This window comes from Streptomyces sp. NBC_00354, assembly GCF_036106915.1.
GTDB lineage: Bacteria > Actinomycetota > Actinomycetes > Streptomycetales > Streptomycetaceae > Streptomyces.
This window is the reverse complement of sequence record NZ_CP107983.1, coordinates 905,213-925,815: the sequence shown is the minus strand read 5'-3', so window position 1 is coordinate 925,815 and position 20,603 is coordinate 905,213. Positions and strand designations below refer to the sequence as shown.

Sequence of the window (20,603 nt, the reverse complement as noted above, 5' to 3'; positions counted from 1 at the left end):
CGGCATGAGGTCACCAGCGCAGGAGGACGAGTTCGGAGGCGAAGCCCGGGCCGAAGGCGACCATCAGCCCGACCGAGCCCGGTGCGGGCGGACCGGCGGCCTGGACCGCGTTCAGGACGTGCAGGACCGAGGCCGAGGAGAGGTTGCCCGCCTCCGCCAGCGAGCGCCGGCTCGCCGCGAAGGCGGAGTCCGGCAGCGCCAGCGCGTCGGCCAGCACGTCGAGGACCTTCGGCCCGCCGGGATGGACGATCCACGCGTCGACGTCCGGCGGCTTGAGGTCGTGCCCGGCGAGGAACGTCTCGATCTCCTCGGCCACGTGCAGCCTGACCAGGGCGGGCAGTTCACGGCCCAGCACCATCCGGAAACCCCAGTGGCCGATGTCCCAGCCGAGGAGCCCCTCGGTGCCGGGGTACAGGCGGCTGCGCGCGGCCACCACCGAAGGCCCCGGCCTCGTGCCGTGCAGCGGATGGCCGCGGCCCACGGCGAGCAGCGCCCCGGCCCCGTCGCCGAAGAGGGCGCCGGCCACCAGGTTCGCCATCGAGGTGTCCGAGGGCTGCAGGGTGAGGGAGCAGAGCTCGGTGGACAGCAGCAGGGCCGCGTGGTCCGGGCGGCCCGCGAGGTAGTCGTGGAGGTGGCCCAGTCCGGCGGCGCCGGCCGCGCAGCCGAGGCCGAAGAGCGGCAGCCGCTTCACGTCGGGGCGCAGACCGGTACGGGTCGCGAGGCGGGCCTCCAGTGAGGGCGTCGCGAGCCCGGTCACCGTGGTCGACATGACCAGGTCGACCTCGCGCGCCGCCAGGTGGCCCGCGGCCAGGGCGGCTTCGACGGCGCGGGCGCCGAGCTCCTCGGCCGTCTCCACGAAGAGGGCGTTCGTACCGCCGAAGTCGTTCGACGGACCGTAGCGCTCCAGCGGGAGCGCGAGGTGGCGGGACTCGACGCCCACCGAGGCGTGCAGCCGGTGGAGCAGGGCGGTATCGGCCCCCGGAGGCAGAAAGCGGGCGAGCGCCGCCGCGATCTCGGACTGGCGATAGCGGTGGGGCGGGAACACGCTGCTCACTGCCAGGACACGCGTCATTGATTCAACATAGGGAACAACTGACACTTCGTGATGAATCCCGCATACCGGGCGCGGCGCGGCATAGCGTGATCGCGTGCCCCCCGCCCGAGCCGCAGACGGAACTCCGCCGACTCCCGCCGCAACCCCGCAGACCGGCCGGCCCGCGCCCGCCGTCGGCCCGTCGCCGCCCGCCGCGTCCGGTCCAACGGGCCTGTTCGGGCTGCTGGGATCCTGTCACCCGGTGCCCGCGGCCGCCGTGACGCTCTTCGCCGCCGCCCTCGCCGCGGCCGTGGGGCGCAGCCTCCCGGGGGCGGCGCTCACCGTGGCCGCGGTGGCCGCGGGTCAGCTGTCGGTGGGCTGGTGCAACGACCGGGTGGACCTCGGCCGGGACCTGGCGACGGGCCGCCGCGACAAACCCCTGGTCTCCGGGGCGGTACGGCCCGCCGCGGTGACGGCCGCGGCGCTCACGGCCCTGCTGTTCTGCGTCCCGCTGTCGCTGGCCGGGGGATGGCTCGCCGGCTGCGCGCACCTGTGCGGGGTGGCCGCCGCCTGGGCGTACAACCTGCGGCTGAAGGGCACCGCCGTCTCCTGGCTCCCGTACGCCCTCGCCTTCGGGCTGCTCCCCGCCTTCGTCACCCTGGGCCTGCCCGGTGCGCCCTGGCCGCCGTGGTGGCTGACGGCCGCGGCGGCCCTGCTGGGTGCGGGCGCGCATTTCGCCAACGTGCTGCCCGACATCGACGACGACCTGGCCACGGGCGTGGTGGGCCTGCCGCACCGGCTCGGCGCCCGGCGCTCGGCGGCCGTCGGGGGGCTCCTGGTCCTCGGCTCGGCCGTCGCCCTGGTCGCCGGACCGCCGGGTCGGGTGCCCCCGTACGGCTGGGTGCTGCTCGCGGCGACGGCTGCGGCGGTACTCCTCGGGGCGGGCCTGCCGACCGGCCGGAGCCGGATCCCGTTCCTGGTCACGATGGCGATCGCGGGGGCCGATGTCGTGCTGCTGCTCGTGCGCGGGGCGGACCTGGCCGGGCTCCGCTGACGCGGCCCTCGCCGACGCGCCCTCCGAGCGCCGGGCGAGCGCCAGCCGAGCGCCGGCCCTCGGCTCAGGCCGCGGCCGCCGCGGTCGGGGGTCGGCGGGTCCGGGTCCACTCCAGCAGCTGTTCCCGCGGCCAGGTGTTCACGACGCGCTCGGCCGGCACCCCGCATTCCACGGCCCGTTCGCAGCCGAGCAGCTGCCAGTCCAGCTGGCCCGGGGCGTGGGCGTCCGTGTCGATCGCGAACAGCGTGCCGGCCTCCACGGCCGCCCGCAGCAGCCGGCGCGGCGGGTCCAGCCGCTCGGGCCTGCTGTTGATCTCCACGGCGGTCCCGGACTCCGCGCAGGCGGCGAAGACCGCCTCGGCGTCGAACTGCGACTCGGGGCGGGTCCGGCCCGTCACCAGCCGTCCCGTGCAGTGGCCCAGGACGTCCATCAGGGGGTTGCGCACGGCCGCCAGCAGCCGCCGCGTCATCGCGGGCGACTCCATCCGCAGCTTGGAGTGGACGGACCCGACGACGACGTCCAGCCGATCCAGCAGCTCCGGCTCCTGGTCCAGCGAGCCGTCGAGCAGGATGTCGCATTCGATGCCGGTGAGCAGCCGGAACGGTGCCCACGTCTCGTTCAGCTCCGCCACCACCTCCAGCTGCTCGCGCAGCCGCTCCGGCGAGAGGCCCCGCGCGACGGTCAGGCTCGGCGAGTGGTCGGTGAGTGCGGCCCACTCGTGGCCCAGCTCGACCGCCGTCCGCCCCATGGCCTCGATCGGGCTGCCGCCGTCGGACCACTCGGAGTGCAGATGACAGTCCCCGCGCAGGGCCGCGCGCAGCGCGAGGGCGGCAGGGCTCGCCGGGGGGCCTTCGGGGTGCGCCGCGACCTCGTCCTCGAGGTTCTGCAGGTACGCGGGGATCGCCCCGCCGACCGCCTCGCGCACCACCTGGGCGGTTTTCGGCCCGATGCCCTTGACCGCTTCGAGGGTTCCGGCCTCGACCCGCTCCAGCACCTCGCCCTCACCCATACGGGTGAGTGCGGCGGCCGCCGTCCGGAAGGCCTGCACCCGGTAGGTCGGTGCCTGCCCCCGCTCCAGCAGGAAGGCGATCCGCTCCAGCGCCGCAACCGGATCCATGGGCGTACCTCCTGGTTCCAGTGTGATGGGCCGGTTCCAGTGTGACGGGCAACCCCAAGGATGTCTTGGGAAGGTCATAAGATTTGTTTATAGGGTCATAACCAGGGGGCGGGTGCCGGGTTAGGGTCGCCTTAGTTTAAGGTTCTCTTGATCCAGTCTTTTGTCGGTCGAAGGGAACCTGTCATGCCTCGCCCCCTGCGGGTAGCAATCGTCGGTGCCGGCCCCGCCGGAATCTACGCCGCCGATGCGCTGCTGAAGTCCGAGGCGGCCGCCGAGCCGGGTGTCTCCATCGACCTGTTCGAGCGGATGCCCGCCCCCTTCGGCCTGATCCGGTACGGCGTCGCCCCCGACCACCCGCGGATCAAGGGCATCATCACCGCCCTCCACCAGGTGCTCGACAAGCCGCAGGTCCGCCTGTTCGGCAACGTGGACTACCCGAACGACATCAGCCTCGACGAACTGCACTCGTTCTACGACGCCGTGATCTTCTCCACCGGCGCGACCGCCGACCGTGCGCTCGCCATACCGGGCGTCGAGCTCGACGGCTCCTACGGCGCCGCCGACTTCGTCTCCTGGTACGACGGCCACCCCGACGTCCCGCGCACCTGGCCGCTGGAGGCCGAGAAGGTCGCGGTGCTCGGCGTCGGCAACGTCGCCCTCGACGTGGCACGCATCCTGGCGAAGACCGCGGACGAGCTGCTGCCGACCGAGATCCCGGCGAACGTCCACGACGGCCTCAAGGCCAACAAGGCGCTCGAGGTGCACGTCTTCGGCCGCCGCGGCCCGGCGCAGGCCAAGTTCAGCCCGATGGAGCTGCGCGAGCTCGACCACTCGCCCAACATCGAGGTCATCGTCAACCCCGAGGACATCGACTACGACGAGGGCTCGATCGCCACCCGCCGCTCCAACAAGCAGGCGGACATGGTCGCGAAGACCCTGGAGAACTGGGCGATCCGCGACATCGGCGAGCGCCCGCACAAGCTCTTCCTGCACTTCTTCGAGTCGCCCGCCGAGATCCTCGGCGAGGACGGCAAGGTCGTCGGCCTGCGCACCGAGCGCACCGAGCTCGACGGCACGGGCAACGTCAAGGGCACCGGCCAGTTCACCGACTGGGACGTCCAGTCCGTCTACCGCGCCGTGGGCTACCTCTCCGACGAACTGCCCAAGCTGCCGTGGGACATCGACAGCGGCACGGTCCCGGACGAGGGCGGCCGCGTGATCGAAGCCGGCGCGCACCTGCAGTCGACGTACGTCACCGGCTGGATCCGGCGCGGACCGATCGGCCTCATCGGCCACACCAAGGGCGACGCGAACGAGACGGTCGCGAACCTCCTGGAGGACCACGCGGGCGGCCGCCTGCAGACGCCCGCCGCACCTGCGCCGGAGGCCGTCGAGGCCTTCCTGGCCGAGCGGAACGTCCGCTTCACGACGTGGGAGGGCTGGTACAAGCTCGACGCGGCCGAGAAGGCGCTGGGCGAGCCGCAGGGCCGCGAGCGCGTGAAGCTCGTCGAGCGCGAGGACATGCTGAAGGCGAGCGGCGCGTAACCGCCACGCATCGCGTTCACGGGTGGGGGCCGCCGGCGGTGGCCCCCACCGTGTGTCCGGCCTCCGGCCTGCGCTCAGTCTTCGATCGAGAGGATCTTCCGGGTCTTCAGATCGGCCTGGACGTGGATCCGGGTGGTGTCACTGCCGCTCCAGGTCAGGGTGACGGTGGCGTTCGTCTTGCCCATGCCGCTGTCGATGTAGGTGACCTTCCACTCCAGCGGCACGTTCTGGGCGCGCAGGACGCCGTCCGCGTGGTTGGTCTCCTCCCATTTCGCCAGCTCGCGCTGGAGCGGCGCGGAGAGGTAGGCCGCCCGCAGCTGCTTCGCGCGCGTGCCGTCCTCGTCGTACACCGCGTCGATGTACGCGCCGTAGAAGGTGGCGATCCGGGAGAACGCGCTCTCCGGGCCGCCGGACTCGGACGGGGCCGCGGCGACCGCCCGGCCGTCCTGCGGTGCGACGGCGGCGCCGGTCGCGGAGGCGCTGGTGACGAAGGCGAGGGTGAGTGCGGCCGTCGCGGCGGTGGCCGCGAGGGCGAGGGAAGCGGTGCGCGTGGCCGGAAGCTTGAACATCGTTCGGACCTTTCGCCGTGCCGGGTTGCCGAGTTGCCGAGTAGCTGAACCCACCGACGCCGCCACCCGGGCGGACGGTTCTCGGAACGTACGAAATGGCCTGAATACGACGCAGATGGCGTACAGCCGCCTATCGGGGCGAACCCAGGCACGCCAGCGCCGCCGCCCGCAGGGCCCGAACGCCCGCCGGGAGCGCCGTGCGCACGTCCGGCGCGAAATCCGGAGCATGGTTGGCCGGCAGGACGGCCGGCGCCCGCCGTCGCCAGCGCCGACTTCCCGATGCCGGGGCCCCGGAGACGACGACGAGCCGCGGCCCTTCGGCGGAGGTCAGGCGTGCGGCAATGGCCGTGCGGTCGCTCTCCCGTCCGGCGAACCCGGGTACGGGTGACAAGCCCGGGCGTCCGGGGCGGGTTCCGGGCACCCCGCGCCAGCCGCTGTCCGACGCGGGCTCGGCCGACGGCGCCGGCACGCCGGGGACTTCCGGCACGGCCTGCAGTGCCCCGGGGGCGGCGGCCCGGGGCAGGCCTGGCCGTGCGCCGGCCGGTTCGGGCTGTCCGATCTCCTCGGAGCGCAGGATCGCGAGCTCCAGGCGGCGCGGCCCGGCACCCGGGTCGACGCCGAGCTCGTCGCGCAGCCGGTCCCGTACGGTGCGGTACTCGGCGAGGGCCTCCGCCTGGCGACCGGTGCGGTAGAGGGCCTCGATGAGCTGCTCGGTGAACCGTTCGCGCACCGGATGCCGGCGGGCGCTCTCGTACAGGTCGACCAGTACCTGATGGCAGTTCCCGGCGGCGAGTTCGAGATCGCAGACCCGCTCCAGCACGCGCAGCCGCTCCTGTTCGAGCGCCGGCGCCGCGTCGCGCCGGAGCATGCACGAGGCCACGTTGGCCAGCGGTGGCCCGTGCCACAGGGACAGTGCCTCGCGCAGGCGGTACAGCTCCTCGCCCGGGCCCGTGGCGGCCGGTGCCTGCGCCGTCAGGGCTCGGAACAGTACGAGGTCGAGGGTCTCGGTGTCGTTGTGCATCCGGTATCCGCCAGGCACGGCCTCGATGGTGGTCGTGGATATGCCGCACTTCGTGAAAAGCCTGCGCAGCCGCAGTGCGCACGTCTGCAACGCGGCGCGTGCGGTGGCGTGCGGTTCCTCGTCCCACACCGCACGCAACAGACAGGTGGTCGAAACCACGACTCCGGGGTGCAACAGTAGAGCCGCCAGATTTCCCTGTGCGGATGCCATCGCGCGGCAACCAAAGGTGATTTCAGGTCGGCGTGGCCGAGATTCATGACCGATTCCGTGTGGCTTGGAACCGGCCACTCGAACGGGGGATCCGCAGACGGGAGGCCCGTACCCGGAATGCACGGCGGCTGCCGGTGGTTCGGACTCCACGCAGAACCCGACCACCCTGCACGCACTGGAGAGCTCATGAAGATCGGCATCATCGGCGCAGGCAACATCGGCGGCAACCTGACGCGCCGCCTGACCGCGCTCGGACACGAGGTGTCCGTGGCGAACTCCCGTGGCCCCGAGACCCTGTCCGACCTCGCGAAGGAGACGGGAGCCACGCCGGTCACGGTGGCGGAGGCGGCCCGCGGGGCCGAGGTCGTCGTGGTCACCATCCCCCTGAAGAACGTGCCCGAGCTGCCCGCCGGGCTCTTCGACGGGGCGGCGGAGGACTTCGTCGTCATCGAGACCGGGAACTACTACCCGAAGCAGCGCGACGGCCGTATCGCCGAGATCGAGGACGAGGGCCTGACCGAGAGCCGCTGGAGCGAGCGCCACATCGGCCACCGGGTGGTCAAGGCCTTCAACGGGACGTACGCCGAGGACATCCTCGACCGGCACCGCCCGGCCGGGGACCCGGACCGGATGGCCCTCCCGGTCGCCGGCGACGACGAGGCGGCGAAGCAGGCCGTCCGGGCGCTCATCGACGCACTCGGCTTCGACTCGGTCGACGCGGGCGGCCTCGACGACTCCTGGCGCCAGCAGCCCGGCACGCCCGTGTACGGGCTGCGGGCGGGGACCGGCGCCGTGGTGAAGGCCCTCGCCGAGGCCTCCCCGGTCCGGACGGCGGAGTTCAAGGGCTGACGGCCCACGGCCGGGCGCGGGAGCACGGGGACTCCGGCGCCCGGCCGGGGCTCGGGCGCCGGCTCCGGGCCGCCCCGGGGCCGGTCGGCAACCGTGACCGAAGTGTCATGCGCCGCGCCCCTGTACCGGCGGGCCGCTCTTGCTACCGTCCTGCCGTCACAGGAGCCGTAGGAGGGCACCCATGCACGTCAGACCCCGTCTGCTGATCGCCTCGGCGGTACTGGCGGCGCTGTCGGCCGTTCTGACGGCCTGCTCCGGTCACCCGGACACCCCGTCCGCTCCCACCCGGTCGTCGGGCGCCCCGCCCTCGGGCTCGGCGTCCCCGACGGCGACCGGGTCGGGGACCCCGGCCGTGTCCTCACCGGCGCCCGCGCCCACCTCCACTTCCACCCCCACGTCCTCGGCGACGCCCGCGAAGACGCAGACCGTGTCGGCGGCCCCCGCCCCCGCGACCCGGCTGTCCCTGACCGCGGCCGCCGCGGGCGGCAGGCTGAACCTGGTCCGCGGAGGCCCCGCGCAGGAGTTCACGGTCACCGTCCGCAACGGCAACTCCCGGGCCTACGGGCACCTGCTGATCGCCTTCCAGATGGAGCCCCTGACCGGCGAGCCCGGCGACCTGCCCGGACCCGCGTCCCCGTACGTACTGGAGCGGCGCGACCCGGCCACCGGCTCCTGGCGCGCGGTGGACCTGCGGATGGCCACCGACGCCAAGCCGGCCCACCTCTACGAGGGCGGCGCCCCGCTCGCCCGCGACGCCGTCCGCACCGAGCGCTACCGGCTGCGCGCCACCGCCACGGGCCCCAGCGGCAGCAGCCCGCTCATGGTGTACGCGCTCGACACGGACGCCGCCGAGGGCGCCCCGCTCGACTCGGGACGCCCGGGGTACTTCTCGCTGCCCCACACCACCCGGCGCATCCTGTAACTCCCCTTCCCGCTCCCGTACGCACCGCGGCGACCGAAGCGGCAAGGGCCCTGTCACGCGTTCGGTGGAGTGGCCCGCAGACCCCCGAGCAGGGTGGCCAGGTACCGGTGAGCGGTGTCGATCCGGTCGTCGGCAGTGCTGCCGTGGACCTGCACGGCGTAGGCGATGCCGCACATGAGCGGGACGAGGTCCGCCGACGCCAGGTCGGGGCGTACCACCCCGGCCGCGCGGGCCCGGTCGAGGAGTGTGGTGCCGGCCGACCGCAGCGACCGCTTGAGTTCCGTGGTGCGCGGCAGGGCGTCTTCGGCTGCGGCGGTGACGGGGGCCAGGGAGGCGTCGGTGACCTGTGCCTCGACCGTGCGGGTCAGGAAGCCCTCGAGCGCGCGCCACGGGTCGGTGTCGGCCAGCGCCTGCTCACCATGGGCGGTCAGGGCTTCCAGGCAGGGGGTGGCGACGGTCTCCAGCAGTGCCTCGGGTGTGGCGAAGTGCCGGTAGACGGTGCCGACACCGAGGCCGGCGCGGCGGGCGACGTCGTTGAGCTGCAACGGCGTGCCCTGGTCGACCAGGGCACGGGCGACGTCGACGATCCGGTCCCAGTTGCGGGCCGCGTCCTTGCGCAGTGGCGTCGTCGTCATGGGGACATGTTAATGGGATAGCCCATCCGGATGCTCCCGCCGCCGTGCAGGTTCCGGCCGGCAGGTCAGACGGCCGTCGCCGGCGCGTACCGTTCGCTGAGGCGGCGTACGGCCGCGGCGACGCGCGGGTCCGTCGCCGCGCGCAGCGGCGCCACCGGGCTCGCCTGGGCGCCGATGACGAGGCCGGTCCGCCCCGTCAGGGCTTCGTCGGTGGCGGCGGCGATCGAGGGCCTGGCCGCCACGGACGCCGGACCGGACGTCGACCGTGCGAATGTGCGGCGTACCAGAGGCCACATCAGCCGCAGCACGGGCGAGACGATCTTCGGGTCGGTCAGGGTGCCGTCGGTCATGTCGGTCGCGGCGCCTCCGGGGTCGGCGGCGAAGACCGATACCCCCGTGCCGTCCAGCCGCTTGGCCAGGTCGAGCGTGTAGGCGAGGTTGGCGAGCTTCGCGCGGCCGTACCAGTGGAAGCCGTAGTAGCCGCCGGGCGGCTCGACGGCGTCGAACACCCGCTTCGCGACCCCGACCGCGCCCGAGGTCACGTTCACGATCCTGCTCGGTGCACCGGCCGTCAGCGTGGGCAGCAGCAACTCGGTCAACAGGTAGGGCGAGAGGTGGTTGACGACGAACGACGCCTCGACACCGCCCAGATCCCGGCGGTCCGCGAACATCGCGCCGACGTTGTTGACCAGTACGGTCAGCGGTTCCCCCGAGGCGGCATGCTCCGAGGCGATCCGGTCGGCGAGCCCGCGCACCTCCTCGAGCGAGGCGAGGTCGGCGGACAGGAACCGGGCTGGGTGCGCCGGGTCCGTCGCGTTGATCCGGTCGACCGCCCGGGCGCCCCGCTCGGCGTTGCGTCCGATCACGGTGACGGAGTACCCGGCAGTAGCCAGCCCCAGCGCCGTCTCCAGGCCGATCCCGCCCGTTCCGGCCGTGACCACAGCGGTCCTCTTCATGGCGTCCGTCCCACTCGGTGTCCGGATACTTCATCCGCTTGATGTGACCGTAACACATATGCGGATGAACTATCCGGTTGGAGTCCGCCGCCTCCGGGCCGGCCGTCGTCCGACTGCGGGGATGCCCTCCCGGTCGGGGTGGATAGGCTCGGCCGGGCCGCAGGGGCGGCGCGTACCCGACGGAAGGAGCAGTGCCATGACCGGCGGCGACGAGGTCCGGATCCTGCGTGCGGGCGACCGCGCGGCCGTCGCGTGGAAGAACGGCGGCGGGGTGACCCGGGAGATCGCGGCCTGGCCCGAGGGCGCGGGCATGGCCGACTTCGGGTGGCGGGTCAGCCTCGCCGAGGTGGCCGCGGACGGGCCCTTCTCGGCCTTCCCCGGCGTCGACCGCACCCTGACCCTGGCCGAGGGGGCGGGCATGGACCTCACCGTGGGCGGCGCCCGCCGCCGCGTCGACGAGCGCTACGCGCCGCAGGACTTCCCCGGCGACGAACCCACCGAATGCCGGCTCCTCGACGGGCCCGTCGTGAACTTCAACGTGATGTACCGCCGCGACCGCGTGCACGCGCAGACCGCGGTCGTACGGGGCGGCCTCGCGCTCACCGCCGGGCCGGGGGAGACCCTGCTGGTGGTCGCGCTCCAGGGCCCTGCGGAACTCGAACTCAATGGCGGAACCGGAGCCGGAGTCGCAGCCGGCCCCGTCGCCCTCGGCCCGTACGACGCGGTCCGGATCACCGGCGCCGGCACCTGCCGCCTGCGTACCGGGGGGCGCGCGGCGGTGGTCAGGCTGGCAGACCGCCCCGGGCGATGACGTCGGCGTACCAGCGGGCGCTGTCCTTCAGCGTGCGCCGCTGCGTCGCGAAGTCGACGTGGACGAGGCCGAACCGCTTGCTGTAGCCGTACGCCCACTCGAAGTTGTCCAGCAGCGACCACACGAAGTACCCGCGCACATCGGCCCCGTCCGCGATCGCCCGGTGCACCGCGGCCAGATGGCCGTGCAGGTAGTCGATCCGCTCCGGGTCGTGCACATCGCCCTCCGGGTCCGCGTAGTCCACGTACGCCGCACCGTTCTCCGTGATCAGCAGCGGTACGGCGGGCAGTTCGTCGCGCAGCCGGATCAGCAGATCGTGCAGGCCGCCCGCGTCCACGGGCCAGTCCATGGCCGTCCGCGGCCCCGGCGCGGGCAGGAAGCGCACGTGTCGATCGGCGCCGACCCACGGCGAGGGCCCGGCGGAGGGCTCCGGGTCCCCCGGTTCGGCGGCCGCGACCACCGTCGGGGAGTAGTAGTTGAGGCCCAGCCAGTCGATCGGCGCCTCGGCGGCCGCCAGATCGCCGTCCCGGACGAAGGACCAGTCCGTCACCCCGGCGGTGTCGCCGACCAGGTCCTCCGGGAGGCGCCCGTGGAAGACCGGGTCGAGGAAGATCCTGTTGCCCACCGCATCGATCCGGCGCACCGCGTCCAGGTCGGCGGCGGAACGCGTCAGCGGCCGCAGCGCATGCAGGTTCAGTGTCAGCGAGACCTCGGCCGACCGGGGGAGGACCGCGCGCAGCGCCGCCACGCCCAGCCCGTGGGCAAGGTTGAAGTGGTGCGCGGCCCGCAGCGCGGACGCCGGCTCGGTGCGGCCCGGGGCGTGCACCCCGGACGCGTAACCGAGGAAGGCCGCGCACCAGGGCTCGTTGAACGTGGTCCAGGCGGCCACCCGGTCGCCGAGCGCCCCGGCCACCAGCCCCGCGTACTCGGCGAACCGCTCGGCGGTCTCCCGCCGCGGCCAGCCCCCCAGGTCCTCGAGCTCCTGCGGCAGGTCCCAGTGGTAGAGGGTGGCGACCGGCCGGATCCCGGCGGCCAGCAGCTCGTCGACGAGCCGCCGGTAGAAGTCGAGGCCCTGCTGGACGGCGGGCCCCCGGCCGGTGGGCTGGACCCGCGGCCAGGCCACCGAGAAGCGGTAGTCGCTCACCCCGAGCCGTCGGAGCAGGGCCACGTCCTCGGTCATGCGGTGGTAGTGGTCGGCGGCCGTGTCTCCGGTGTCGCCGTTGCGGACCTTGCCGGGGGTGCGGCTGAAGGTGTCCCAGATGGAGGGTGTCCGGCCGTGCAGGGCGGCCGCGCCCTCGATCTGGTAGGCGGCAGTGGCCGTGCCCCAGCGGAAGCCGGCCGGGAAGGAGAGGCCCGTCTTCGTGACGGGAGACGCGTCGAGCGTGGTCATGGGAAGACTCCAGGAAGATGAGGGGAAGGCCGGGGCGGCCGCGTCAGCCCTTGACCGCGCCCTGCATGATGCCGCCGACGATCTGCCGGCCGAGCAGTCCGAAGACCAGCAGCACGGGCAGCGTGCCGAGCAGGGTGCCCGCCATGATCACGGACTGGTCGTGGACGTATCCGCCGCCCAGCTGGCGCAGCGCCACCTGGACGGTCGGCTCTTGCGAGGACAGTGCGACGATCGGCCAGAAGAAGTCGTTCCAGGCCGTCATGAAGGTGAGCAGGCCCAGGACCGCCATCGCCGGGCGGGCGATCGGCACGACGATCGACCAGAAGATCCGGGCGTGCGAGGCTCCGTCCACCCGGGCCGCCTCGATCAGCTCGTCCGGCAGCGACTGCACCAGGAACTGCCGCATGAAGAACACGCCGAACGCCGAGACCAGCCCGGGCAGCACGACGGCCTGCAGCTGGTTCACCCAGTGCAGCTTGACGATCAGCATGAACAGCGGGATCACCCCGAGCTGCGGCGGGATCATCATCGAGGCGACGACGGCGCCGAGCAGCGCCCCGCGGCCCCGGAACCGCAGTTTGGCGAAGGCGAACCCGGCCAGCGTGGAGCACAGCACCGTGCCGACGGTGATGGCCGCCGAGACGATGAGCGAGTTGAGCAGCGCCGTGCCGATCGCCGCCTCGTCCAGGACGGCCTGCAGGTTGTCCAGGAGCCGCGGACCGGGCAGCAACGCCGGTACCGGACGCGCCAGTTCGGCGTTGGAGCGGCTCGCGGCGACGAGGGTCCAGTACAGCGGGAAGGCCGAGAGCAGCACCGCGCAGATCAGGACCGCGTACGTCAGCCTTCCGCCGCGCCGCGCGGAGACGTGCGCGCTCATCGGCCGGCCTCCTTACGGGAACGGCGGTGCACGGCCCAGGCGTTGGCCCCGACCAGCACCACGATCAGCAGGAACATCACCCAGGCGATGGCCGCCGCCCGTCCCAGGTGGAAGAAGCCCCAGCCCTGCTCGTACATGTACAGGCCGAGGGTCTGGTACTGGTGCGAGATGCCGCCGGATATCGATCCCTCGAACAGCAGCGGCTCGCCGAACAGCTGGGTGGCGCCGATCGTCGAGACGATCGAGGTGAAGACGATCGTGGGGCGCAGCCCGGGCAGCGTCACGTGCAGGAACTGCCGCAGGCGGGAGGCCCCGTCGACCTCCGCCGCCTCGTACAGCTCGGTCGGGATCGTCTGCATGCCGGCCAGGTAGATCAGCGCGTTGTAGCCGGTCCAGCGCCAGACCACGATGGACGAGACGGCGATCTGGGAGGCCGCCGTACCGTTCTGCCAGTCGACCGGGTGGATGCCCGCCAGGTCCAAGAGGCGGTTCACGAGCCCGAAATCGTGCCCGAAGAGCTGCGCGAAGATCAGCGACGCTGCGGCGACCGAGGTCGCGTACGGCAGCAGCAGCGCGGTGCGGAAGAACGTGCGGGCGCGGAGCCGGTAGTTGAGCAGGTGGGCCAGGCCCAGCGCCATCAGCAGCTGGGGCACCGTGGACAGGACGCCGATGGTGAACGTGTTGCGCAGCGCCGTCCAGAAGAACGGGTCGGTGAACAGCGCCGTGTAGTTGCCGAGGCCGCGCCACTCCAGCTCGCCGGGGGTCTGGAGTTCGGCGCGGTAGAGGGAGACGTACGCCGTGTACAGCAGCGGGAAGATCCCGAACGCCGCGAACAGGGTGAAGAAGGGGGCGAGGAAGGCGTACGGGGACAGCGCGGCCGGCCGCCCGCGCCGCCGGGGCTGCGGCTCCGGCGACGTGAGGGCGGTCAGCGGCGCCGGTGGTGCGAGCGGCTCAGCCGAGGGCATTCTTGACGGCCTTCTTCGCGTTCGACCAGGCCGTCTCGGGAGCCGTGCCCTTCCGTTCGACCTCGCTCAGCGCGTTGTTGATCTGGTCGGCGATGTCCTTGTCGTGCAGGCCGAGCACCTGGACGGGGGCCTGTTCGGCGGCGTCGCCGAAGATCCGGCCGATCGGCGCGTCGGAGAAGTACGGGTCCTTGGCGTCGGCTATCTGGCCGATGGACTGGGTGGCGGAGGGGAAGTTGCCCTGCTTGCGGAAGACCTTGGTCTGCTGCTCGGGCGCGGTGAGCCATTTGATCAGCTCGTACGCCTCCTTCTTGTGCTTGGCGGCGCTCGGGACCGCCAGGTAGGAGCCGCCCCAGTTGCCCGCGCCGCCGGGCAGCTTCGCGACGTCCCACTTGCCCTGGCCCGCGTCCCCGGCCTGGCCCTTGATGTAGCCGAGCATCCAGGCGGGGCAGGGCAGGGTGGCGAAGGAGCCGGAGGCGAACGCCTGGTTCCACGGCGGCGACCACTGGTCCAGCTTGGCGCTGAGCCCGTCGCCGGCGGCCTTGACCGAGGCGTCCCATGCGGCCTTCACGGCGGGGCTGTTCTCGTAGATCAGCGCGCCCGAGGCGTCGTAGTAGCGCTCCTTCTGCTGGCCGACCATGATGGCGTTCAGGCTGCCCACGCTGTCGAGCCAGGCGCTGCCGGCCGGCGCCTTCTCCTTGTACCGGCGGCCGAGTTCGAGGTATCCGTCCCAGGTGGCCCACCGCGCCGCCAGTTCGGTGCGATCGGTGGGCAGCCCGGCGGCCTGGAACAGGTCGCGGCGATAGCACATGGCCTCGGGGCCTACATCGGTGCCCAGGCCCAGCACCTTGCCGTCCTTGGTGGCCGCGGCGGACCACTTGGCGGGGGCGAACTCCCCCTTGAGCGCCCCGGCCCCGTACTGGTTCAGGTCCACGAACTTGCCGGCCTGCTGCTGGGCGACCGAGGCGATGCGGCCGACCTCGATGGCCTGGACGTCGGCCAGACCGCCACCGCCCGCGAGGCGGGTCTGGAGCGACTTCCAGTAGTCCTGCTCGTCCTCGGTGTCGGTCTGCTTGATCTTGACGCCGGGGTGGAGCTGCTCGTACTCGGCGTAGAGCCCGGACTCCTGGTAGCCGAACGCGCCGAACAGGTCGACGGTGAGCGTGACGTCGCCGCCTGCGGTGTCGCCGGAGGACGCACCGCCCGACCCGGACCCGGATCCGCAGGCGGCCAGGAGCACGCCCGTGAGCGCGACGGCGCCGAGTCGGGTCACGGCTCTGGTGGCGGTTCGGGGGATGTACATGGGGCGGCCTCCTTGGCCTGGACGGGCAGGGTGCGGGGGTGGGAGTGCGCCAGCGTTGAGAGCGCTCTCAGAGCGCGACTGGAGCGTGCACCCGCAGCCCCGGCCCCGTCAAGAGTTGTACGCACAACAACCCGCCTTCGTCCACAATCACCCCTGCAGTACGACGAGTTCAGGCCGCACCGGCCCGGCGGATCGGATGGACAGGAGGGATCACGCGGATCACCCGGATCACGCGGAGGTGCGCCGTACCAGCGCCGTCGGAGTGACCACCGAGGCCGGTACGCTGCGCTCGGCCTGGTCCTTGTTCAGGGTGCGCAGCAGCAGACGGGCCATCAGGCGCCCCATGCCCTCGATGTCCTGGCGCACGGTGGTCAGCGGCGGATCGGCGGTCTCCGCCACCAGTTCGGCATCGTCGAAGCCGACCAGCGCCACGTCCCCGGGCACGGCGAGGCCACGCTCCCGCAGCACCCGCAGGGCGCCCGTCGCCATCAGGTCGTTCGCCGCGAAGACCGCGTCGAGGTCCGGGCAGCGCTCCAGCAGGCCGGCCATCGCGTGGGCCCCGCCCTCCGCGGTGAAGTCGCCCTCCGCGATCAGCGCCGGATCGGCATCGAGCAGCACGTCCCGGTAGCCGTCGAGCCGGTCCACCGCCGAGGTCTGGTCCAGCGGGCCCGCGATGTGCGCGATGCGCTGCCTGCCCTGCTCCAGCAGGTACCGCACGGCCTCGCGGGCGCCCCCGCGGTTGTCCGCGTCGACGTACGCGACACCGCCGTGCTCCCCGGACCCGGCGGTCCAGCCCGGCCGGCCGCCGTAGACCGTGGGCATCCCGATGCGGCGGGTGATCGCGGGCAGCGGGTCGTCGGTGTGCAGCGAGAAGGCGAGCGCCCCGTCGACGTGGCCGCCGGCCAGGTAGCGCTCGATGCGGTCGTAGTCCCCCCGGTCCTCCACGAGCAGCAGAACCAACTGCGTGTCGTGAGCGGTCAGTTCCTTGCTGATGCCGCGGATCTGCCGGGAGAAGAACGGGTCGGAGAAGATCCGGATCTCCGGCTCGGCGATGATCACCGCGACGGCCCCGGTACGCCGCGTGACGAGGGTGCGGGCCGCGGGATTCGGCACGTACCCGAGCTCCCGTACGGCCTCGCGGACCTTCTCCACCAGATGCGCGCGGACCCCCTCGCCGCCGTTGACGACGCGGGACGCGGTGGCCCGGGACACCCCGGCGCGCTCCGCCACGGCCTCCAGGGTGGGCCGGTGGCCGGGAAGCTGTTCGGGCACGGGCGCTCCTCCTGCATGTCCGGGGGCTGTTGGCTCGCCGAACAGCAGGGTAACCCGTACCGCCGGGAGCCTGAGAGCGCTCCCGGTGGCACGGGCAGGACAGCCCCTTACGTCACCAGCCGATGCCGAGGGTCAGGCCGGTCGGCGGCTGGGCGTTGCCGAGGATCTGGACGGAGGACTGGTCGTTGACGTCGTCGTAGGGGAACCCGTAGGCCCGGTTGTTCAGGCTGACGGTGTGGAAGAAGCCGGCGTAGTCGTTCTTCGCCGTCCCGCCGTAGTACGCGGCCGGGGCGTACCAGGCGGTGGTGTCGAGGGCGACACCCCGGTTGAACGCGGCGCAGAACTCCGCACCGAGCCGCTTCTCGGTGTCGTTGCCCGAGGCGAGCGCTCCCGCGCACGCCATGACGTCCGGCGAGGTCGGCTTGCGGAGGGTGAAGGGGCCCGCGCCGTTCTTGCTGAAGGTCAGGACGGAGCCGGAGACCCGCCCCGAGAAGGTCTCGCCGAGCCGGGTCAGGGTGAACGGGTGGGCAGTGTAGTGGGACCAGGCCTGGTCGATGGCTGAGGTGAGGTGGTTCTGCTGCGCGCCGCCCGCGAGGAACAGGTTCGAGGAGCGCGGCGCCACGATGCGGTAGCCGTTCTGCAGCGGTTTGAAGGCGGCCCCGACGGAGGCCGCGTACTGCTGCATGACCTCGGCGCGGGTCCGGGTGATGCCCCGGGTGGTGTCGTAGCCGCTGGAGGTCTGGCGCAGCCGCGAGGTCATCGGGAAGCCGAACTGGTCGACCTGGGTGGTGTTCCCGCCGAAGGCGACCTGGCCCTGCACGTACGTGTACTCGTACCAGTCGTAGTACACGTCGCTGTTCGGGTCATTGGGATTGCGCAGGTCGGGGCCGCCCCAGCCCTGGTCGTCGGGGGAGACCGGGAGGTAGAGGGGCGAGCCGAGGGAGACGTAGATCCGGCCCCCGCGGATCGATGCCGGGGAGGGCACCGTCCCGCCCACCTGGGCTAGCGTGAACGACATGTTGGGGTAGTTGACGCCCCTCTTCACCAGATGGCCCGGCGCGGTGGCGTCGAGGTGGTTGATGTGGGCCATGGAGCCGTCGGGCTTCATGTACGACCACTGGCCCGGGATCACCTGGCCGAGCACGGTGACGAAGATCTGTGAATCGGCGTACGTGCCACGGGTGTTGTTCTGGAAGGTGATGGGGAAGCTCCCGGTCCCGCTCGTCGCGAGGTTCGCCGCGGCGCGGGTCGGGGCCGGCAGGACGAACCCGAGCAGGGCGATCAGCGCGGCCAGCAGGGTCAGCACGGTCAGCGGGGACCGTTGTCGGGTGTTCATGGGTGTCTCCTCGGGCCGGTCAGTGGCCGAAGCCGAACCAGTTGACGTTCACGTAGTCGGCGCCCTGGCCGCTGGTGAAGGTCAGATAGACGTCGTGCGTGCCGGTGACGGCGCTGATGTTCGCCGGGACGGTCCTCCAGCTCTGCCAGCCGCCGGTGTTCGCGACCGAGAAGCTGCCGATCGGCGGGCCGGTACGGCTGTCCAGCCGGACCTCGACGAGCCCGCTGACCCCGCCGGCCGCCCCGCCGGCGACCCGTCCGTAGAACTGCTTCGCCGCGGTGGAGCCGAAGTCGACGCCCCGGTACAGGGCCCAGTCGCCGTTGGCGATCGTGCTCAGGTTCTGGCCGCCGCCGGTGTCGGTGGTGGGCTCCTTGGCCAGCCCGGCCTGGCCGTCGTACGACTCGGCCTCGATGGTGCCGTACCCGTCGCGGTGGCCGGACGGGGGTGTGGTGGGCGGCGTCGTCGGGGGTGTGGTGGGGGGCGTGGTCGGCGGGGTCGTGCCGCCCGTCGACTGCAGTACGGACACGTAGTCGACGGCCATCGAGTAGCCGGGCTGGGTGCCCGCGTCGGGTCCGCCGCCGAACGCGTCCGGGAAGCCGCCGCCCATGGCGACGTTCAGGATGATGAAGTAGCCGTGGTTCGTGGCGTTGGTCCAGGTGGCGGCGTCGACCTGGTTCGCCCGCACGGTGTGGAAGGTGTTCCCGTCGACGGAGAAACGTATCTCCTCGACGGCGGTGGACCGGTCCCACTCCGCGGCGTACGTGTGGAAGCCGCCCTGGCAGCTGGTGCCCGGGCAGACGCGCTGGCCGCCGATGCCGGAGGTCTCGTTGCACGGGCCGCCGGGGCTGGTGCCGCAGTGCAGCGTGGCCCAGACGTTGTTGATGCCCTGGACGTTCTCCATGATGTCGATCTCACCGATGCCGGGCCAGTTCCACCAGTTGCCGCGGTAGGGCGCGCCCAGCATCCAGAACGCCGGCCAGTAGCCCTTCGCCGCCGCTCCCGTGACGTTCGGCATCTGTATCCGGGCCTCGGTGCGCAGCTTCCCGCCCGCCGGGGGCTGGAAGTCGGTGCGCCGGGTCTCGATGCGGCCGGAGGTCCAGTTGCCGGCGACGTCCCGGCGCGGGGTGATCCGCAGGTTCCCGGCGCCGTCGAGGGCGACGTTCGCGGTGCTCGAGGTCATCGTCTCGACCTCGCCCGTACCGAAGTTGGCGGGTCCGCCGGGGTAGCTCGTCCCGGTGGTGTACTGCCAGTCGGCGGTGTTCACGCCGGAGCCCGCGGCCCCGTTGAAATCGTCCAGGAACACCTGGGACCAGCCCGCCGGGGGCGGGGGAGCGGCGGCGTTGGCGGGCAGGGTGACCACGGCGGCGGCCGCCGCGGCCACGGCCATCGCGCTGAGCGCGGCGACGACGGCCCGGCGGACGGTCGACCGTTTTCTACCGGATGTGTGACGCATGGGTGTGCCCTCTCTCGGGGGGAGCGGCCCGCTGGCTGAGAGCGCTCTCAAGCGGAGCCGCTGGCCACTGTGCTCCCGGTGTCCACCGGCGTCAAGACTTCGAACCGCCAACGGCCATATGGACGGCTGGAGTTCAATGCTTGAAGGGCGGTAAGGGGACGGGCCGAGCGAGCGCGGCGCCCCCGTCCGTGCCGGCCCCCGTCAGGTGGGCAGGCCCACCGCCCGCTCCCCGGCACGCCGCTTCTGGATCACGACGGCCACCACCAGCAGGGCGCCCTGGGCGACGTTCTGCCAGAACGGGTTGACGCCCTGTACGGTCAGGCCGTTGTCCAGCGCCCCGAGCAGCGTGATGGCGAGCAGGGTCCCGCCGACCCCGCCCTTTCCGCCCGCCAGGAGGCAGCCGCCCAGGGCGGCCGCCGTGATCGCCTTCAGCTCGAGGCCCTCGCTGCCGGAGACGGGGTGGCCGAATCCGGTCCGGGCGGTGAGCAGCACGCCGGCGACCGCGGCGATCACCCCCGCCAGGCCGTAGACGGCGATCAGGTACTTGTTGATGTTGATCCCGGCCAGCCGGGCGGCGGTGTCGTTGCCGCCGATCGCGTAGATGTTGCGGCCGACGTCGGTCGACTTGAGCAACAGGTGGATGGCGAGGGTGACCACGGCAAGCACCCACAGCAGTACGGGGATTCCGGCGATCGAACCGTTCGCGAGAAAGACGAAGACGTCGTCGTTGCTGACGTACCCCTGCGCCGCGCCCTTGGACAGCAGCTGCGCGACCCCCTTGTACGCGGCGAGGGTGGCCAGCGTCGCGATGACCGGGTTGACCCGGCCGAAGACGATGACGGCGCCGTTGAGGAGCCCGGCCAGCAGGCCCGCACCGAGCGCGGCGGCGATGCCGAGCAGGGCGCTCCCGCCGGTGGAGGTGAAGACCATGGCGGAGACCACGGAGGCCACGCCGACCTGCGAGCCGACGGAGATGTCCAGCGCGCCGCAGATGATCACCACGGTCTGGACGAGGGCGAGCAGCCCGGAAATGGTCACCGCGTCGCCGATGACCTTGATGTTGGCCCAGGTGAGATAGGCGGGGTTGAGCCAGCCGAAGAGGGCCAGCACCAGCACCAGGGCACCGATCAGGCTGAGGTTCTGGCCGCCGGCGGAGCCGAGGAGCGAGCCGATCCGGTGCCGGCGGCCCGCTGCCGGCCCGCCGCCCTGGTCGGTGGCGGCCGGAGTACCGCCTGTGGCGGCCGTCTCGTCGGCCGTCCCCTCGGACATGCCGCCTCCTGCGGTCGCC

19 protein-coding genes are annotated in these 20,603 nt (G+C 72.5%); 5 read left to right on the top strand and 14 right to left on the bottom strand.

The annotated features are described in order from the left end of the window. Positions 1-10 precede the first annotated feature (10 nt). The gene (locus tag OHT74_RS04450; RefSeq protein ID WP_328619411.1) at positions 11-1,072 is read right to left on the bottom strand and encodes a type III polyketide synthase; all 1,062 of its coding nucleotides are present in this window, start codon (positions 1,070-1,072) and stop codon (positions 11-13) included. Between the two features lie 76 nt (positions 1,073-1,148). Between OHT74_RS04450 and OHT74_RS04445 the strand changes: the two genes are divergently transcribed. Further along, positions 1,149-2,087: a UbiA family prenyltransferase gene (locus tag OHT74_RS04445; protein WP_328619410.1), complete on the top strand. Its 939-nt coding sequence runs from the start codon at positions 1,149-1,151 to the stop codon at positions 2,085-2,087. Positions 2,088-2,151: 64 nt separating this feature from the next. On the opposite strand, the gene OHT74_RS04440 is transcribed toward OHT74_RS04445, so the two are convergent. Continuing rightward, complete coding sequence (locus OHT74_RS04440; protein ID WP_328619409.1) at positions 2,152-3,204, bottom strand: PHP domain-containing protein; 1,053 nt, start codon at positions 3,202-3,204, stop codon at positions 2,152-2,154. A 183-nt stretch (positions 3,205-3,387) separates the two neighbouring features. Between OHT74_RS04440 and OHT74_RS04435 the strand changes: the two genes are divergently transcribed. After that, the gene (locus OHT74_RS04435) at positions 3,388-4,749 is read left to right on the top strand and encodes an FAD-dependent oxidoreductase (protein WP_328619408.1); all 1,362 of its coding nucleotides are present in this window, start codon (positions 3,388-3,390) and stop codon (positions 4,747-4,749) included. 74 nt (positions 4,750-4,823) lie between these two features. Here OHT74_RS04435 and OHT74_RS04430 read toward each other — a convergent pair whose 3' ends face one another. Further along, a complete protein-coding gene (locus OHT74_RS04430) occupies positions 4,824-5,318 on the bottom strand; it encodes a hypothetical protein (RefSeq protein WP_328619407.1) in 495 nt (164 codons plus the stop codon). Positions 5,319-5,448: 130 nt separating this feature from the next. Further along, positions 5,449-6,498 carry a BTAD domain-containing putative transcriptional regulator gene (locus OHT74_RS04425; protein WP_443047275.1) on the bottom strand — a complete coding sequence of 350 codons (1,050 nt, stop codon included), beginning with the start codon at positions 6,496-6,498 and terminating at the stop codon, positions 5,449-5,451. Between the two features lie 96 nt (positions 6,499-6,594). On the opposite strand from OHT74_RS04425, the gene OHT74_RS04420 reads away from it, so the two are divergent. Beyond that, complete coding sequence (locus OHT74_RS04420) at positions 6,595-7,398, top strand: NADPH-dependent F420 reductase (RefSeq protein WP_328619405.1); 804 nt, start codon at positions 6,595-6,597, stop codon at positions 7,396-7,398. 181 nt (positions 7,399-7,579) lie between these two features. Then, positions 7,580-8,320, top strand: coding sequence for a hypothetical protein (locus OHT74_RS04415; protein WP_266998837.1), 741 nt, complete (start codon positions 7,580-7,582; stop codon positions 8,318-8,320). 53 nt (positions 8,321-8,373) lie between these two features. On the opposite strand, the gene OHT74_RS04410 is transcribed toward OHT74_RS04415, so the two are convergent. Both OHT74_RS04410 and OHT74_RS04405 read right to left on the bottom strand, forming a co-directional pair. Next, positions 8,374-8,955, bottom strand: coding sequence for a TetR/AcrR family transcriptional regulator (locus OHT74_RS04410; protein WP_328619404.1), 582 nt, complete (start codon positions 8,953-8,955; stop codon positions 8,374-8,376). 65 nt (positions 8,956-9,020) lie between these two features. Then, entirely contained in the window at positions 9,021-9,911 is an 891-nt protein-coding gene (locus OHT74_RS04405) for an SDR family NAD(P)-dependent oxidoreductase (RefSeq protein ID WP_328619403.1), read from the bottom strand. A gap of 196 nt (positions 9,912-10,107) precedes the next feature. On the opposite strand from OHT74_RS04405, the gene OHT74_RS04400 reads away from it, so the two are divergent. Beyond that, positions 10,108-10,722, top strand: a complete 615-nt coding sequence (locus tag OHT74_RS04400) for a HutD/Ves family protein (RefSeq protein WP_328619402.1) — start codon at positions 10,108-10,110, stop codon at positions 10,720-10,722. Here the strand turns inward: OHT74_RS04400 and OHT74_RS04395 are convergent. The 8 genes from OHT74_RS04395 to OHT74_RS04360 form a co-directional block, all read right to left on the bottom strand. After that, positions 10,694-12,112 (bottom strand): GH1 family beta-glucosidase, encoded by a 1,419-nt coding sequence (locus tag OHT74_RS04395; protein ID WP_328619401.1) that lies wholly within the window; start codon positions 12,110-12,112, stop codon positions 10,694-10,696. The two genes, OHT74_RS04400 and OHT74_RS04395, sit on opposite strands and share 29 nt — an antisense overlap. 43 nt (positions 12,113-12,155) lie before the next feature. Then, on the bottom strand, positions 12,156-12,989 hold the full coding sequence (locus tag OHT74_RS04390) for a carbohydrate ABC transporter permease (RefSeq protein WP_328619400.1): 834 nt from the start codon (positions 12,987-12,989) through the stop codon (positions 12,156-12,158). Then, positions 12,986-13,954, bottom strand: a complete 969-nt coding sequence (locus OHT74_RS04385; protein ID WP_328619399.1) for a carbohydrate ABC transporter permease — start codon at positions 13,952-13,954, stop codon at positions 12,986-12,988. Before OHT74_RS04385 ends, OHT74_RS04390 begins: the two co-directional genes overlap by 4 nt. Further along, on the bottom strand, positions 13,941-15,254 hold the full coding sequence (locus OHT74_RS04380) for an ABC transporter substrate-binding protein (RefSeq protein ID WP_328619398.1): 1,314 nt from the start codon (positions 15,252-15,254) through the stop codon (positions 13,941-13,943). Before OHT74_RS04380 ends, OHT74_RS04385 begins: the two co-directional genes overlap by 14 nt. A gap of 228 nt (positions 15,255-15,482) precedes the next feature. After that, positions 15,483-16,526: a LacI family DNA-binding transcriptional regulator gene (locus OHT74_RS04375; RefSeq protein ID WP_328619397.1), complete on the bottom strand. Its 1,044-nt coding sequence runs from the start codon at positions 16,524-16,526 to the stop codon at positions 15,483-15,485. A gap of 112 nt (positions 16,527-16,638) precedes the next feature. Continuing rightward, positions 16,639-17,862, bottom strand: a complete 1,224-nt coding sequence (locus tag OHT74_RS04370) for a glycoside hydrolase family 64 protein (RefSeq protein WP_328619396.1) — start codon at positions 17,860-17,862, stop codon at positions 16,639-16,641. Between the two features lie 19 nt (positions 17,863-17,881). Continuing rightward, positions 17,882-19,315, bottom strand: coding sequence for a glycoside hydrolase family 16 protein (locus OHT74_RS04365; RefSeq protein WP_328619395.1), 1,434 nt, complete (start codon positions 19,313-19,315; stop codon positions 17,882-17,884). A gap of 201 nt (positions 19,316-19,516) precedes the next feature. Beyond that, positions 19,517-20,584, bottom strand: coding sequence for an ABC transporter permease (locus OHT74_RS04360; RefSeq protein WP_328619394.1), 1,068 nt, complete (start codon positions 20,582-20,584; stop codon positions 19,517-19,519). Positions 20,585-20,603: the final 19 nt, after the last annotated feature.

Excerpts from the sequence above, each read along its gene's own strand:
- OHT74_RS04450 (WP_328619411.1), bottom strand. The coding sequence starts at position 1,072 with ATGACGCGTGTCCTGGCAGTGAGCAGCGTGTTCCCGCCCCACCGCTAT.
- OHT74_RS04440 (WP_328619409.1), bottom strand. The coding sequence starts at position 3,204 with ATGGATCCGGTTGCGGCGCTGGAGCGGATCGCCTTCCTGCTGGAGCGG.
- OHT74_RS04435 (WP_328619408.1), top strand. The coding sequence starts at position 3,388 with ATGCCTCGCCCCCTGCGGGTAGCAATCGTCGGTGCCGGCCCCGCCGGA.
- OHT74_RS04430 (WP_328619407.1), bottom strand. The coding sequence starts at position 5,318 with ATGTTCAAGCTTCCGGCCACGCGCACCGCTTCCCTCGCCCTCGCGGCC.
- OHT74_RS04420 (WP_328619405.1), top strand. The coding sequence starts at position 6,595 with ATGACCGATTCCGTGTGGCTTGGAACCGGCCACTCGAACGGGGGATCC.
- OHT74_RS04415 (WP_266998837.1), top strand. The coding sequence starts at position 7,580 with ATGCACGTCAGACCCCGTCTGCTGATCGCCTCGGCGGTACTGGCGGCG.
- OHT74_RS04410 (WP_328619404.1), bottom strand. The coding sequence starts at position 8,955 with ATGACGACGACGCCACTGCGCAAGGACGCGGCCCGCAACTGGGACCGG.
- OHT74_RS04405 (WP_328619403.1), bottom strand. The coding sequence starts at position 9,911 with ATGAAGAGGACCGCTGTGGTCACGGCCGGAACGGGCGGGATCGGCCTG.
- OHT74_RS04400 (WP_328619402.1), top strand. The coding sequence starts at position 10,108 with ATGACCGGCGGCGACGAGGTCCGGATCCTGCGTGCGGGCGACCGCGCG.
- OHT74_RS04395 (WP_328619401.1), bottom strand. The coding sequence starts at position 12,112 with ATGACCACGCTCGACGCGTCTCCCGTCACGAAGACGGGCCTCTCCTTC.
- OHT74_RS04390 (WP_328619400.1), bottom strand. The coding sequence starts at position 12,989 with ATGAGCGCGCACGTCTCCGCGCGGCGCGGCGGAAGGCTGACGTACGCG.
- OHT74_RS04385 (WP_328619399.1), bottom strand. The coding sequence starts at position 13,954 with ATGCCCTCGGCTGAGCCGCTCGCACCACCGGCGCCGCTGACCGCCCTC.
- OHT74_RS04380 (WP_328619398.1), bottom strand. The coding sequence starts at position 15,254 with ATGTACATCCCCCGAACCGCCACCAGAGCCGTGACCCGACTCGGCGCC.
- OHT74_RS04370 (WP_328619396.1), bottom strand. The coding sequence starts at position 17,862 with ATGAACACCCGACAACGGTCCCCGCTGACCGTGCTGACCCTGCTGGCC.
- OHT74_RS04365 (WP_328619395.1), bottom strand. The coding sequence starts at position 19,315 with ATGCGTCACACATCCGGTAGAAAACGGTCGACCGTCCGCCGGGCCGTC.
- OHT74_RS04360 (WP_328619394.1), bottom strand. The coding sequence starts at position 20,584 with ATGTCCGAGGGGACGGCCGACGAGACGGCCGCCACAGGCGGTACTCCG.